Genomic DNA, 13,653 nt, shown 5'->3' on the forward strand with positions numbered 1-13,653 from the left:
AACAGTGCAGATCCATGGGCCCCACTGAGGTCAGAGCAGGCCAAAGAAGCCATTCCCCACCCCGCTAAAGCGGGGCGTCCCCTGGCTAGGTCCTGATGGTGGCCGGCTTCCACAGCTTCCATTGGGAAGGCTGCGAACTGCCCGACGCGGAACTGAAGCAGGCGCATCACGAGCTGATGGCTCCGACCGAGGAGCAGGCGTACCTCCGCGCCTTCCGCACCCTGCTCCACAGCGGAAACACCATCGCCGCGGGCATCGCGCTCGACCACTTCCAGTACTCCGGGGCGCTGACCCGGTTCGGTGCCGAGAGCGCGGTCGAGCGGTACGGGGCAGAGGCACTCGCCGTGGCCCGCGAATTGCTCCGCCGGCCGCCGACCCCCGAGGACGAGAACACCTTCACGGGCGCCAACCACGCGAGCGCGCTGAACGCGATGATGAACATCGCCGAACCCGCCGACGCGGACCTCATCGCCGACGCACTGGCCCTCGCCACCAACGCGAATGTGCGCTCCGCCGCCTGTTCGGCCGCCGCCACCGCGCTGGACGCGGCCGAGACGCCGAGCCCGCGGCTGGTCGCCGCGCTCGGCGCCGTGGCCTTTGACGAAAGCCTTGAGGACATGGGGGAACGCACGGAGGCCCTGCACGCGGTGTTCGAGGCGGACGACCCCGAGGCGACGGCCCTCCTGGTCCGCGCCACCGAGTCGGGCGAGCACCGGATGCAGGTCTACGGTGCCCTCGGGCTCACCACAAACGGCCGGTTCCATGACCACCGGGAGCATGTCGAGCGGCTGGCGGCCACGTGGCCACAGGACGCGCAATACCCGGCGAGCCTGGTGCGGGAGGCGCTGACCGGGTTCCACAGCATCTACTGGCTCGGGACCCGGCTGGACAGCGATCCGGAGCTGGAACGCGCCCACGCGGAGCTGATGTTTCCCACCGGCAGCGAGGACGCCTACCACCGCGCCTTCCGCACCCTGCTCCACAGCGGAAACCCGGCGGCCGCGGGCATCGCGCTCGACTACTTCCAGAGCTGGCAGGGGCTGGGCAACCTCCTCCACGAGGACGAGATCGAGGCGTACGCGCCCGAGGTGGTCGCCCGGGCCTGGGAGGTGTTGGGCGATCCGCCGTCGCCACCCGAGCTGAGTCCGGATACCGGCGAGGCCGCCAACCACATCAGCGCGTTGAACGCGATCGGCGCCCGCTGGCCGCAACCATCGGACGCGAGGCTGATCGCCGAGGTGCTGGAGCGGGCCACGAGCGACGGGGTGCGCGAAAAGGCTCTCTGGGTCGCGTACGGAGTGCTGGACACGGATGACGCGGACGAAGCAGCCGACCCCGGACCCGATCGTGAACGACTTGTCGACATCGTCAGCCGCTTCGTGTTCGACCCGTCCCGGTCCGGCCACCACGAGACCGCACTTCGCGTGCTGGGCGAGGCTCTGGGCCCCGAGGCCAACCCGCTGCTGCTGCGGGCCCTGGCCGGCGACGACTGGGACATCCACGTCCAGGCGGCCTGGCGGCTGTCCCGCCCGGAGCGCATCGACGAGCATCGCGAACTGCTCGAAGAGACGGTGGAGGGCTGGCCGGTTGAGGTCATGTCCTCGGCGCACGACGCCGACCTGGTCCGCAGGGCGGTGTTCGGGGGCATGCACAGCGTCCACTGGGAAGGCCATCGGCTCGCCGACCCCGGCCTCTACCGCGCGCACCGCGAACTGCGCACCCCCGGCGACGAGGACACGTACCACCGCGCGCTCCGCACACTGCTCGACAGCGGCCAGGAGGTGGCCGTGGGCATCGCGCTGGACCACTGGTACCACGACAAGGGCCTTGAGCGTCACTTCGGCGAGCAGGCACGCGCCGTCGACACCCCGCAGGTGCTCGCCCGCGCCCGCGAGGCGCTGCGCCGGCCCCCGTCACCGGCCGGTGCCAACCACCTGAGCGCGTTGAACGCGCTGCGCGTGGCGCGCTCATGGGAACCGGGCGACGCGGCACTGCTCGCCGGGGTGCTGCGGCAGGCCACCGACCCCGAGGTGCGCAGCTGCGCCCTGTACACGGTCAGCGGGTTCCTCTACGAGACGAACGCGGCGGACACCGAGTTGATCAGCACCCTCGGAGCCCTCGCCCGCGACGAGAGCCTTCCCGTATCGCAGCGCACCAGCGCGCTGGGATCACTGCGGGATGCCCCGGGCAACGCGGCGACCGAGGAGTTGGTGCGCGCCACCGGGTGCGAGGAACTGGAGGTGCAGGCCACGGCCGCCCTGGGCCTCACCGACGAGCCCCGGCTGGCGGACCACCGGGCCCTGATCTCGCGGCTCGTCGCACAGTGGCCCGCCGAGGGAGCCCCTTGGGCGGCCGATTTCGTACGCGAGGCCCTTGAGGCGCAGGACTGACCCTCGGCGCGGCGGAACCAGAACGCGCGGGCGTCACTGCTCGGTTTCGGCGACCACCAGGGCGGCGATCAGGCCCAGCGCCGTCACCGGGTACCAGGCCCGCGTGGTCAGACGGCCGACGGCACCGGCGCCGGACGCCGCCCTTGACGCGGCAACCACCCGCCGCGCACCGGCGGACTCCCCCAGCGCCACCCCCCACACGGCATCCAGCCGCGATCGGCTGCCGTCCGCTTTCCGTTCGGCCACAAAGCGCCGGTACGAATCCACTTGGAGCAACATCGCCGTGCCGTGGGCAGTGCGGGTCTGGAGTTCCCAGCCGCGGAGCCACAGGGCGATGCCGGTGCCCGCGACCACCGCGCCCGCGACGACGGTCGGCCACCCCGCCCCGTTCATCCAGGTGTTGAGCACGCTGCCGAAGGTCGCGACGGCCAGACCCAGCAGCGCGGCGGGGATACCGATCCGCCGCGCCGTCCGGGATCGGCGCTCGCCCTCCGGATCCCAGTGCCCGCTGGTACGGCGCCAGTCCTCCAGTTGATCGCCGAGGATGCGCCAGGCGCTCTGGAAGCGCTGGCCGTGCACGCTCAGGACGAACTCCTCTCGGCCCAGGAAGATGTTGTCGAGCATGGCCTCGGTGGCCGGATCCACCGGTGCGTCACCAGGGCCCCGGCGCCACACAAACGTGAACCGCCGGCCACCGTTGATGGCGACGTGACCGGCGATGGCCGCGTTGAGCAGCCACGCCACCCGTTGCCAGGGCCCGGCCCGCCCGGCGAGCAGGATGCCGGCCTGGATGGGGTTCAAGTCCCCCGGCGGGGCGGAGGCCGGGGTGAGCGGGCCCGGGAGCCGGTCGCGGCCGACGAGGCGCAGCACCCGCGCCACCAGCAGGGCGCTGCACAGGGCGACGCCCGCCGCCACCACGGCCGTCGACGCCGGGTCGACGCGCGCGTCACCGTCGGCCGCTCCGGACGGCGGCCGGGGAGCGGACGCCCCACTGGCGGGTCCGCTCCGCGCACCGGAGGCGTACAGCGTGATGCCGCTTCCCGCCCCGAGCTTGTCGACGGTGACGACGAGGTGGCCCGGCTCCGGCTTCTCGGCCGTACAGCTCCCCCGGGAATCCGTGGTGTCCTGCGCACAGCGCGCGTCGGTGAGGTCGTGCGGGGCCACGACATGGATCTCAATGTTGTCGCGGTCGACCTCCCACCCGGTGCCGATCGCGGGCCAGACGAGTCTGCCGTCCTGCACGAAGCCCTTGAGCGTGTACTGGACCCGGTAGCGATGGAGGCTCACGACCGTGCGGTCCGGGTCGCCCACGGCGATGCGGGTCCGCAACCCGTCGGTCCTCAGCTCGTGCGGGACCGGGACGCCGTCCTCGGTGGCGCTGACCCCGCCCACTCTGCCGAAGGACCGGCCCGGGATGTCGAGGTGGATACCGTTCAGGGTGGAGTCGCGGTATCCGAAGTCGTAGTCGATCACCTCGGTGATCCGGGCGCTGCCGTCCTCGGCGATCTCGGCGCTGATCCACATCCTCGTCACGCGCTCGGTGCTCGGGCCCAGCCCGCCGACTGACATGACGATCAGGTCGAGCAGCAGCACCGCGAGGAACATCCGCATCAGGCTGCCGCGCCGACGCGACCGCTCCCCGGTCCGGTACTTGGCTCTCGTCCTGCCTGTATCTCTCCCCTTGTTCACTCCACCGCTCAAGACAAGTCCCCCCTTGTCTCGGGACACCCCCCGGTCGCCCCATGAGGACCGGCAGCGTACCCGGCCCTGGGGCACCGCACAGCCCGTTGCAGCGGAAATCGAAATCCGCTCGGGTTGCGGGTGTTGCGGGTGTTGCCGCCCACTCGGCCCACTCCTACAGTGGGAGCGCTCCCATGGGTGCACTTCCCATCAACTGGCGTGCCCGGCAGGCGCCTGACTCCATGCCAGTCCAACGGGGCCCGTTGCCGTCGCCACGCGCCTTCCTATGGAGGTCCCCTCATGCGCTTTCATCGATATCGCCCCCGGGCGTGGGTACCCGCGGTCCTCGTGGCCGCCGTGAGCCTGACGGCCACCACCCTCAACACACAGGCAGCAGGCGCCGCCGCGCGCATCGCCCCCGGCGTCGAGGACGACGGCGCCGACTGCGCCGTACAGGACCCGGGCTCCTTGACCGCCAACTCCAAGCTCCCCGACCCCTTCACACGGCTCAACGGGACGCGCATCTCCACCAAGTCCGACTGGCGGTGCCGGCGAGCGGAGATCAAGAAGCTCGCGGAGAAGTACGTCTACGGCGAGAAACGCGCGAAGCCCGCCAGTGTCACCGGGACCGTCTCGAACACCAACATCACGGTGAACGTGTCGGACCAGGGCAAGAGCTCCAGTTTCTCCGCGAAGGTCGAACTGCCCAGTGGCTCCGGCCCCTTCCCGGCCGTCGTGGTCGTGGGCGGATTCGGCGCGGACACCGCCACCATCAAGGCCTCCGGCGCCGCCGTCATCAGCTACGACCCCCTCGCGGTCGGCCGGGAGGGCACGCCACGGAACAACAAGCAGGGCGCGTACTACAGCATCTACGGCGCGCAGAGCAGCACCGGAGTGCTCATGGCCTGGGCCTGGGGCGTGAGCCGGATCATCGACGTCATCGAGCAGTCCGGCGGCAACATCCTCAAGGCGGACGCGATGGGCGTCACGGGTTGCTCGCGCTACGGCAAGGGTGCCTTCGCCATCGGCGCCTTCGACCAGCGGATCGCCCTGACCATGCCGATCGAGTCGGGCACGGCGGGCGCTCCGATCTTCCGCGGCATTCCCGGAGAGAGCGGCTCGCAGCCCCTGAGCAGCGCCTACTCCGAGCAGCCGTGGCTGGGCGACGCGTTCGGCTCCTTCACGGGCAACCCGGCCACCCTGCCGCTGGACACGCACGAGATCGTGGCCATGGTGGCGCCGCGAGGGCTCTTCATCATGGAGAACCCCCACATCGACTGGCTCGGCGCCAAATCCGGGAGCGTGGCGGCCCTGGGCGGAGCGGAGGTCTACAAGGCGCTCGGCGCGGGGGACAACATCACCTACTGGTCGGACATCCAGGACGGCAACCACTGCGCCGTCAGGTCCGAGTGGAAGACCCCTCTACAGCAGAACATCCAGAAGTACCTGCTGAAGACGGGCAGCGCAGCGGGCTCGATAAGGATCTCGGGCAAGAAGCCGGGCAACCTCTCCGAATGGCGGACTTGGACGACTCCGACCCTCGCTGATTAGCCAGCGTCGCGCGGCTGCCCACAGAGGAGGCTCCGTGGGCAGCCGGTCGCGGCTCAGCGGTACCAGGGGGCGTTACGGTCGCGGTGCAGCGGGCACTCGCAGGGCGGGAACTGGCTGGACTGCAAGGGCGCGAGCTTGTCCTTGATCATGACGATCACCTTGCCCAGCTCCTCCGTGACCGCGCCGGTCTCCGGGGACACGCGGTACACGCGCATGGTCATCCGGGGGACGTCCGGCTCGGCCTTCGTACGGCGGGAAATCCCCTTGCGGCGGGGGGTGACGCGCTCGGTAGCTTCATCTATGTCGACCTGCTCCTACTTCGGGTTGACCGCGCCCCGGGGCCGCGCACACGGCCGCCGGGGTCCTTTCCTTCCACGGCCAATTACGGTGAGTGTGCACATCGTTGCGCTCCGATGCGTATGCTCAGAAGAGGCCAGTCGTCCCCGCGAGATCAACGGGACACGGAGGGATACGCCATGCCTTTTCAGCCACGCGAACTCTTCCCCGACCGCTCCGCACGCGACCTCTTCGGCGCGGAGATCCGCCGCCACCGCGAGAAGGCGGATATGTCGCTGCGGCGGCTGTCGGAGGTGCTGAACTACAGCAAGTCGCACCTTGCGAGGATCGAGGCGGCGGAGTGCCTTCCGTACGACGACCTTCCGGCCAAGCTGGACGCGTGTTTCGGGACGGACGGGTTGTTCGCGCGGCTGTACGCGCTCGCGAAGAACGAGCCCTTTCCGGGTAAATACCGGCGGGCCACTGAGGTCGAGAGCCGGGCGATGGTGATCGAGGAGTACTCGTGCGCCACCATCCCCGGGCTGCTCCAGACCGCCGAACTCGCGAGGGCGTCGCTGCGCATCGGACACCGCCATGCTCCGGACGCGGAAATCGAGGCGCTGCTCAAGGCTCGCCTCGACCGGCAGGCACGGCTGAACCAGCCTCTTCCGCCGGAGTGCTGGTTCATCGTGGATGAAGCGGCGTTACGCCGCCCGGCGGGAGGGCCGGAGGTGATGCAGCGGCAGATGGAGTCCCTGCTTGAGCACGGGACACATCCATACGTGACCCTCCAGGTGCTGCCGTTCAGCGCGGGCCACCATGCGGAAGCGGGCAACTCCCTCGTGCTCTACTCAGTGCCGGACGAGCCGATGCTGGCTTACAGGGAAGGCAGTCGCTTCGGGACAGTCATCGAAGACAAGGACGACGTTGCGAAGCTCCGGAAGAACTACGATCTGCTACGGGCCATGGCCCTCTCGCCCCGGGACTCCGAGGCGATGATCCAAGCCGTAATGAAGGACTGGACTCATGGCGACGACACCGGACCTGAGCACCGCCGCCTGGCGTAAGAGCAGCTACAGCAACAACGACGGCGGCATATGCGTCGAGGTCGCCGACAACCTCCCCGGCCTCATCCCCGTCCGCGACTCCAAGAACCCCGACAGCCCCGCCCTCATATTCCCCTCCCGCTCCTGGGCCGCGTTCATAACCACCCTCAAGGCACCCACCGCCTAGTGTTCCAGCCGGTCTTCCCGACACATCGAAAGGATTTCCCGCCCCCGCTCGCCGCTGATCATCTCGGCGAGCATGGGGTCGGCGAACAGCACCACGGGGGCAATGTGGTCCTCATGCAGCGGGCGCCATAGCCGCATCGCCTCCTTCAGTTCGGGCCAGGCCGCGTCAATGAGCTGTCGCTGACGCTCCCGTGCCCGGTCATATGCGCCGAAGGGGTCGTGCACTTCGAAGTCGACCGGCACGCCGTCCTCCGATTCCTCGCTGACGAGGACCGTGGAGACGGAAAGGGTCCGCATTTCCACTCGCATGACGCACTGGTCGCCCACCAACGTCTCTTCGTCGGCCGCGTACCGTCGCTGCCCCTCATACGGGTCCGGAACCTGGAACGCGGGGTCGGCGGCCAGTCGGTCCGTGATGTGGTGGACAGCGGCGTCGAATTCCGGGTTGCCGAAGGAGAGCTGCCAGCCAGGGGCAGCGCGGCGGGCCTCGTGGTCGGAGATGAGCGACCGCAGCCATTCCGGGCCGTTCTCCTTGGAGAATCGCAGCGTCGACCATCCGTACGGCAGATCGCGAGTGCGGTCCTCCTCGAAGGCAAGAGGCAGCAACTCAGTTGCAAATATGGGGTGTTGCAGGATGTCGGGATGGTGTGCGTAGTTCACGACATGACTGATCCCGCCCCTCTGCTCACCGCCGCCGAGCATGGTCAGCATCTGGAACCGCAGAAGCAGAGCCCGCTCGTTGCCGAATGCTTCGGCCTCGGTCAGCACCTTCAACGGGTTGTCTATTTCACCTTCGAGAGCAGCGAGCCGGGCCTCTTCCACCTTCTCGTCCCAGCGGTCCTTGGTCTCCCCCTCCGGTTTCCGCAAAGCATGGAACGACTTGTACTGGTCATACATCAACTCGTGGAAGGAGTCGAAAGGCTCCAGCCCGGCCCCCGACCACGAAGCGAGCCAGTAAGCGGTCCACTCCCCGCGCTCGTTCACGTCCCCGGGGTCAAGGAAGATGTCCGCCGCGTCACCATCGAGCGATACGAGCAGAGAGCGCCTCAGCACCGCTCCCTCGTTGATCACGTCAGCGTCTTCTTCCTCCTCTTCTTCATCCTCGCCCTCCGTGAGTTCGTCGTAGATCTCGATCAGGTAGTCCCGGTCGGAGTCGGCCAGCCACTGCAACTCAGCCGTTCCGGCCAGCCGGTAGATGAAGCAGCCCGCGTCCCGCCAGCCGTTGGTAACCGCCAGGAATTCGCGCAGTGACACCGGCAGAGTGCAGCCCAAGCGGGCCTCGGCCGCCGCGATCTCCTCCTCGCTCGCCGGGGCGAAGCCGAGCCAGCGGTCACGGACCACGGCCTCGTCCAGCTCGGCGTCCTTCTCGGGGTCATGGCTGTCGACCCACTCCTCGCTCCACTGCTGGAGGAACGGACGCCACTGCTCACGGTTCACCGATGTGCTCCCTCATCCCGAGGCCACTGCGACAGGACAAGCACAGCACGGGGGTACGACAACCGCCCGTAACCCCCGCCCCTGCGAGGTCCGCCGAGCGGGTGGCGATTTCGCGCGGAGGCACCGGGCCGTCCGCCTCCAGCGCGGCCCGCCCGGCTCGTCCGCGGCTGCCGTCACAGGCTGAGCAGCAGGTCCCGGACCGCTGCGGGCTGGGACAGGAACGGGTGGTGGCCGGCGTCGAACTCGACGACGCTGCCGGCCCGGCGGGCGAACTCGCGCTGGAGCCGCGGCGGGGTGCCCCGGTCCTGAGCGCAGACGAGGTACGTCGAGGGCAACTGCTGCCATGCGGCCGCCCCGACCGGCTGCCCGGTTACCCGCACGCTCTGCCGGGCAAGGTGGTCCGCCGCCTCCGCCTGAACCTCGGGGTCGCAGTCCTGCAAGAACGTGTCCGCGACCAGCTCGGGGCGGACCCCGAACGTGCCGGCGTCGGGGTCGACGTCGAGGAACGGGGCGGGGCTGCCGTCCCCGAACTCCGACAGGCTCTGCCCGACCTCGGGCAGGTAGCTGGAGATCAGCAGCAGGTGGCGCACCGACCCGATTCCCGCCGCGGCTTCCGCGGTGACGATACCGCCGTAGCTGTGGGCGACCACGACGGTCGGCTCGTCGCCGGTCTGTAGCACCTGCCGCACGACGGCAACATCCTCGGGCAGCCCCGGACCGCCGACGCCGCCGGGCAGGCCCGCCTCGCCGCAGCTCGGCAGTGCCGGGGCCACGCTCGGCACCCCCCGTTCCTGAAGCAGCTCGGCGGTGCGGTGCCACCACCACGATCCGTCCCGCACGCAGGCCCCGTGCACAAACACGACTCTCATCGCCACCTCCACGTCGGACTCGCCGGCCTGCCACCTATGCTCGCCGAACTCGCGGCGGCCCACTCGCGCCGGCCGGGGCGGAAGCGCTACGGACGGGTAGGGCGGCCCCGGGAGCGGCCGTCGGCGGGTCCTGGCCGACGGCCGCCAGGAGGCGGGCGACCAGGGGGTTCGGGTCGTCCTGACGCCAGGCGACGGCGACCCGGGTGCGGGCGGCGCCGGGTCCGATCCCGCGGAAGGCGACCCCCTTGAGGCGCAGCCGGCGGATTCCGGCCGGGGCCAGGGAGACGCCGAGACCGGTCTCCACCAGGGCACAGACGGTCTGCCACTCCACCGCGTGCTGGGCGAGCCGGGGCGTGAAGCCCGCCTCGGCGCACAGGCCGGTGATCCGGTCGTACAGCCCCGGTCCGGCCGCGCGGGGCAGGAGGACGAAGTGCGAGTCCGCCAACTGCCCGACGCGGACAACCCGCTGCGCCGCGAGCGGGTGCCCGGACGGCAGGACGGCCACGAAGGGCTCGGTCAGGACGGTCCTGAAGGCCAGCCCAGGCTCGTCGGCGGGCGGCTCGCGCAGCAGGCCGACGTCGATGGCCCGGTCGTGCAGGGCGGCGAGCTGCGGCGCGGTGGTCATCTCGTGGATGTCCAGGCGCACGTCGGGGAACCGCTCCCGGAAGGTGCGCAGCAGACCGGGCAGGACGGTGAGGGCGAGGGAGGCGGCGAAGCCGATCCGCAGCCGCCCGGCGAGCCCGCCGCCGACCGCCCGGGCCGCGGCCAGGCCGTCCGCGAGGCCGGTGAGGGCCTGCCGGGCGGCGGGCAGCAGCTCCCGGCCCGCCGGGGTGAGCCCGACGCCCCTGGGGGCGCGGGTGAACAGCGCGTGGCCCACCGTGTCCTCCAGGCGGCGGATCTGCTGGCTCAGCGGGGGCTGCGTGATGCCCAGGCGGGCGGCCGCGTGGCCGAAGTGGAGTTCCTCGGCGAGGACGACGAAGGCGTGCAGTTGCTGGAGGGGAAGTTCGGGACGTTCCATACGCCGATGCATATCAGACCGGTCCTGGGCGAGTATTGGACGTATCGGTGCAGGTCACCTAGCGTTCGGCGCATGACAGAGCGACTGCCGGAGCGACCGGCGGAGCGGCGCGCGATCCTCAGCGGTTCGACGTTCGAGGAGCGGATCGGCTACGCCCGGGCCGTGGTGGACGGCGACTGGGTGCACGTCTCCGGGACGACCGGTTTCGACTACGCCGCCATGACGATCTCCGACGACGTGGTGGAGCAGGCCGAGCAGTGCCTGCGCAACATCGAGGCGGCGCTGGCCGAGGCGGGCTGCACCCTCGCCGACGTGGTCAGGGTGCGGTACATGCTTCCCGACCGCGAGGATTTCGAGCCGTGCTGGCCGACCCTGCGCCGCGCCTTCGGCGGGATCCGCCCGGCCGCGACCATGCTTGTGTGCGGCCTCTCCGACCCCCGTATGAAGATCGAGATCGAGGCGTACGCCCGGCGGCGGGCTGCCACGTGACGGCCCCCTCGACCCTGAGTTTGACGAGGCCTGATCGATGACCATCGCCGCTGTCCATGTCCACCGTCTGGTGGCTCCCCTCCACACGCCGTTCGTCACCGCCCTGGCACACCTGACCCACGTCTCGACCGTCGTCGTCGAGATCGTGGACCGCGACGGGCGCTCCGGCTTCGGCGAGGCGCCGGAGGTGTGGACTGTCACCGGATCCTCACTCGCCTCCAGCGAGGCCTGCGTCACCGAGGTCTTCACCCCGCTTCTCATCGGTCGCGACGCCGATGACCTGGTGGAGAACTGTCGCAGGGTCAGCCGCGCCGTGGTCGGCAACGAGCCGGCCAAGGCCGCGGTGGACATCGCGCTCCACGATCTCGCCGCGGTCCGCCTCGGGATCCCGCTGGTCCGACTGCTCGGCGGCTCCCGGCTGGTGGTGCCCACCGACGTGAGCCTTGCGGTCGGCACGGTGGACAGCATGGCCACGGCGGCGAAGAGCCGGGTCGCGGAGGGATTCGACGCGCTGAAAGTCAAGGTCGGCACGGACGCGGCCACGGACATCAACCGCGTGACGGCGGTCCGCCAGGCGGTCGGCCCCGAGGTGAGGATCCGTCTCGACGCCAACCAGGGGTGGACGCCCCGCGAGGCGGTACGGGTCATCCGCTCGCTGGAGGACGCCGGCATGGGGGTGGAGTTCGTCGAACAGCCGGTGGCCTACCGGGATGTGGCGGGCCTGGCCTGGGTGAGCGACCGCGTCGAGACCCCGATCATGGCGGACGAGTCCGTCTTCGACGTGCGCGACCTGGTGGAGGTGATCCACCGGCGCGCGGCGGACCTGGTCAACGTCAAGCTGGCGAAGAGCGGCGGACTCAGCGCCGCCCGTACCCTCCTCGAACTGGCGCGAGCCCAGGGCATGGGCACCATCCTCGGCTGCATGCTGGAGAGCGAGATCGGCACCGGCGCCGCGGCCAGCCTGGTAGCCGCCTACGGGACCACGATGGTGAGCGACCTCGACGCGGTGTGGTGGCTCCAGCGCCCCGCCGTCGTCGGCGGCATGCGGTACCAAGGCGCTGCGGTCGTGCTGCCCGACGCGCCGGGCCTGGGCATCTCCGGCCTGGTCGCAGCAGAAGCCCGGGAACCCACGGAGGCACGGAGGCACGGGCATGACGCTCGCTCCGTCAACTGAGACACGCTCCATTTCGCTACCGCCGGCGCGCCGCCCTCCGGTCCTCCTGACACGGTGGGCCGACGTCATACAGCCATCGACCGCGGCGCCGGTGCCGGGTCGCCTCGGCCGTGGCCGCCGCCGTACGCGTGCCAGGCCGTCGCCAGGCGCCGCACCGCCTCGGTCAGGGTGTCGACGGTGGCGAAGCAGTGGATGCGGATGAACTCCTTGCTGCCCCCGGAGGCGTCCAGTCCGCTGCCGGGAATGACGGCCACACCGTGGCGGAGGGCCGTCTGGGCGAAGGAGTCGCCGTCGCCGTGGGGGAGGCGCACCCACAGGGTCTGGCCGCCGGTGACCGGTAGGGCCTGCCACTGCGGCAGTTGTTGCGCCAGTTCCGCGCGCAGGTGGTCATGGCGGGCCTGGCGGGCCGCCGCCATGTCCTGGCACAGGGTTTCCAGGCGGGGCAGCAGTTCGGCCGCGGCGAGCTGCGCGGGGAGGTTTCCGCCGAGGTCATGGACCGCCCTGAGACGGGCGAGGCGGTCGATGACGGGCCTGGTGGCTCGTATCCAGCCGATGCGCAGCCCGCCCCAGACGCTTTTGCCGAGGGAGCCCACCGTGATGACCGTGTCGCTGTACGCGGCGAGCGGAGGGGGTGTCCGCTGCCCGGGGAAGGCGAGGTGCGCGAGGACTTCGTCGTCGATGAGCGGTACGTCGGCGGTGGCCGCCGCCACCGCGAGTCTCCGGCGCGCCAGCGGTGGCAGTACGGATCCGGTGGGGTTGTGGTGGGTGGCCACGAGGTAGGCGAGCTCCGGGCGGCGGGAAGGGGTACGGACCGCCGCTTCGAAGCCGTCGAGGCCGGTGGGGAGCGTCCGCAGTGCCGCGGCCCGTTCGTGGAACGCCTCCAGCGCGCCGGGGTAGGTGGGTGCCTCGACCAGCACCGTACCGCCGGGCTCGACGAACGCGCGGGCGAGGAGGGAGAGGGCCTGCTGGCCCCCGTTGGTGATCAGGACCTGTTCGGGATCGGTCGGTACGCCACGGCGGGTGTAGTGGTCGGCGACGGCGCGGCGCAGGTGCGGGTGGCCCGACGGGTGGTACCCGATGTCGCCCGTGACCGTGGCCAGCTGGGACAGGGCCCGCTCGTAGGCCGTCAGCAGGATCGGCGGAGGCGCGTCGGGGGCGGCGCACGCCAGCAGGATCACGTCGTCGGCCTGGGGTTCCAGCAGGTGGAGGAAGACCGGCGCCCCGGTGGTCTCCTGAGGTCCGGGGCGGGAGGGTCCGGCCACGCGGGTGCCGCTTCCCTGGCGCCGGACGATCCGGCCCTCCGTACGCAGCTGCTCGTACGCGGCGACCACGGTCCCGCGACCTACCGCGAGCGCGGAGGCGAGGGCCCGGTCGGGTGGCAGCCCGGTGCCGGGGCGCAGCTCGCCCTCGTCGACAAGGCGCCGCAGCCGCGCGGCGAGCAGGAGGTACAGCGGACCGCGGCCGGCCGACCACCGGCCCAGGCGGTCGGCCAGGTCGGCCGGGTCCATGGGCATGATCCAGAGCTTTCATTATTGGT

12 protein-coding genes are annotated in these 13,653 nt (G+C 70.8%); 6 read left to right on the plus strand and 6 right to left on the minus strand.

The window, feature by feature from the left end; all coding sequences use genetic code 11:
* Window positions 1–176 precede the first annotated feature (176 nt).
* Window positions 177–2,390: a hypothetical protein gene (locus ACZ4WQ_RS15730; RefSeq protein ID WP_398376730.1), complete on the plus strand. Its 2,214-nt coding sequence runs from the start codon at window positions 177–179 to the stop codon at window positions 2,388–2,390.
* Between the two features lie 33 nt (window positions 2,391–2,423).
* Here ACZ4WQ_RS15730 and ACZ4WQ_RS15735 read toward each other — a convergent pair whose 3' ends face one another.
* Window positions 2,424–3,995: a DUF2207 domain-containing protein gene (locus ACZ4WQ_RS15735; protein ID WP_398376729.1), complete on the minus strand. Its 1,572-nt coding sequence runs from the start codon at window positions 3,993–3,995 to the stop codon at window positions 2,424–2,426.
* Window positions 3,996–4,370: 375 nt separating this feature from the next.
* On the opposite strand from ACZ4WQ_RS15735, the gene ACZ4WQ_RS15740 reads away from it, so the two are divergent.
* On the plus strand, window positions 4,371–5,621 hold the full coding sequence (locus ACZ4WQ_RS15740; RefSeq protein WP_385345114.1) for a glucuronyl esterase domain-containing protein: 1,251 nt from the start codon (window positions 4,371–4,373) through the stop codon (window positions 5,619–5,621).
* Between the two features lie 53 nt (window positions 5,622–5,674).
* Here ACZ4WQ_RS15740 and ACZ4WQ_RS15745 read toward each other — a convergent pair whose 3' ends face one another.
* Window positions 5,675–5,842, minus strand: coding sequence for a hypothetical protein (locus ACZ4WQ_RS15745; protein ID WP_398376727.1), 168 nt, complete (start codon window positions 5,840–5,842; stop codon window positions 5,675–5,677).
* Window positions 5,843–6,097: 255 nt separating this feature from the next.
* Here ACZ4WQ_RS15745 and ACZ4WQ_RS15750 point away from each other — a divergent pair, with 255 nt between their 5' ends.
* Both ACZ4WQ_RS15750 and ACZ4WQ_RS15755 read left to right on the plus strand, forming a co-directional pair.
* Complete coding sequence (locus ACZ4WQ_RS15750; protein WP_385345120.1) at window positions 6,098–6,964, plus strand: helix-turn-helix domain-containing protein; 867 nt, start codon at window positions 6,098–6,100, stop codon at window positions 6,962–6,964.
* The gene (locus ACZ4WQ_RS15755) at window positions 6,924–7,130 is read left to right on the plus strand and encodes a DUF397 domain-containing protein (protein ID WP_398376726.1); all 207 of its coding nucleotides are present in this window, start codon (window positions 6,924–6,926) and stop codon (window positions 7,128–7,130) included. The genes ACZ4WQ_RS15750 and ACZ4WQ_RS15755 overlap by 41 nt, the downstream gene beginning before the upstream one ends.
* Here ACZ4WQ_RS15755 and ACZ4WQ_RS15760 read toward each other — a convergent pair.
* The 3 genes from ACZ4WQ_RS15760 to ACZ4WQ_RS15770 form a co-directional block, all read right to left on the minus strand.
* The gene (locus tag ACZ4WQ_RS15760; protein WP_398376725.1) at window positions 7,127–8,566 is read right to left on the minus strand and encodes an SMI1/KNR4 family protein; all 1,440 of its coding nucleotides are present in this window, start codon (window positions 8,564–8,566) and stop codon (window positions 7,127–7,129) included. The two genes, ACZ4WQ_RS15755 and ACZ4WQ_RS15760, sit on opposite strands and share 4 nt — an antisense overlap.
* Before the next feature lie 173 nt (window positions 8,567–8,739).
* Window positions 8,740–9,435 (minus strand): alpha/beta hydrolase, encoded by a 696-nt coding sequence (locus ACZ4WQ_RS15765; RefSeq protein WP_398376724.1) that lies wholly within the window; start codon window positions 9,433–9,435, stop codon window positions 8,740–8,742.
* 34 nt (window positions 9,436–9,469) lie between these two features.
* Window positions 9,470–10,453 carry a LysR family transcriptional regulator gene (locus ACZ4WQ_RS15770; RefSeq protein ID WP_358845372.1) on the minus strand — a complete coding sequence of 328 codons (984 nt, stop codon included), beginning with the start codon at window positions 10,451–10,453 and terminating at the stop codon, window positions 9,470–9,472.
* Window positions 10,454–10,525: 72 nt separating this feature from the next.
* Between ACZ4WQ_RS15770 and ACZ4WQ_RS15775 the strand changes: the two genes are divergently transcribed.
* Both ACZ4WQ_RS15775 and ACZ4WQ_RS15780 read left to right on the plus strand, forming a co-directional pair.
* On the plus strand, window positions 10,526–10,942 hold the full coding sequence (locus tag ACZ4WQ_RS15775) for a RidA family protein (protein ID WP_358845373.1): 417 nt from the start codon (window positions 10,526–10,528) through the stop codon (window positions 10,940–10,942).
* A 37-nt stretch (window positions 10,943–10,979) separates the two neighbouring features.
* Window positions 10,980–12,116, plus strand: coding sequence for a mandelate racemase/muconate lactonizing enzyme family protein (locus ACZ4WQ_RS15780; RefSeq protein ID WP_398376723.1), 1,137 nt, complete (start codon window positions 10,980–10,982; stop codon window positions 12,114–12,116).
* Between the two features lie 65 nt (window positions 12,117–12,181).
* On the opposite strand, the gene ACZ4WQ_RS15785 is transcribed toward ACZ4WQ_RS15780, so the two are convergent.
* Window positions 12,182–13,630, minus strand: coding sequence for an aminotransferase-like domain-containing protein (locus tag ACZ4WQ_RS15785; RefSeq protein WP_398376721.1), 1,449 nt, complete (start codon window positions 13,628–13,630; stop codon window positions 12,182–12,184).
* Window positions 13,631–13,653: the final 23 nt, after the last annotated feature.

The organism is Streptomyces sp. NPDC028305 (genome assembly GCF_055569495.1).

Bases quoted from the DNA above. Each gene is read 5' to 3' on its own strand.
- ACZ4WQ_RS15750 (WP_385345120.1), top strand. From the start codon at position 6,098: ATGCCTTTTCAGCCACGCGAACTCTTCCCCGACCGCTCCGCACGCGAC.
- ACZ4WQ_RS15745 (WP_398376727.1), bottom strand. From the start codon at position 5,842: ATGACCATGCGCGTGTACCGCGTGTCCCCGGAGACCGGCGCGGTCACG.
- ACZ4WQ_RS15730 (WP_398376730.1), top strand. From the start codon at position 177: ATGGCTCCGACCGAGGAGCAGGCGTACCTCCGCGCCTTCCGCACCCTG.
- ACZ4WQ_RS15735 (WP_398376729.1), bottom strand. From the start codon at position 3,995: ATGTTCCTCGCGGTGCTGCTGCTCGACCTGATCGTCATGTCAGTCGGC.
- ACZ4WQ_RS15765 (WP_398376724.1), bottom strand. From the start codon at position 9,435: ATGAGAGTCGTGTTTGTGCACGGGGCCTGCGTGCGGGACGGATCGTGG.
- ACZ4WQ_RS15780 (WP_398376723.1), top strand. From the start codon at position 10,980: ATGACCATCGCCGCTGTCCATGTCCACCGTCTGGTGGCTCCCCTCCAC.
- ACZ4WQ_RS15785 (WP_398376721.1), bottom strand. From the start codon at position 13,630: ATGCCCATGGACCCGGCCGACCTGGCCGACCGCCTGGGCCGGTGGTCG.
- ACZ4WQ_RS15770 (WP_358845372.1), bottom strand. From the start codon at position 10,453: ATGGAACGTCCCGAACTTCCCCTCCAGCAACTGCACGCCTTCGTCGTC.
- ACZ4WQ_RS15775 (WP_358845373.1), top strand. From the start codon at position 10,526: ATGACAGAGCGACTGCCGGAGCGACCGGCGGAGCGGCGCGCGATCCTC.
- ACZ4WQ_RS15755 (WP_398376726.1), top strand. From the start codon at position 6,924: ATGGCGACGACACCGGACCTGAGCACCGCCGCCTGGCGTAAGAGCAGC.
- ACZ4WQ_RS15740 (WP_385345114.1), top strand. From the start codon at position 4,371: ATGCGCTTTCATCGATATCGCCCCCGGGCGTGGGTACCCGCGGTCCTC.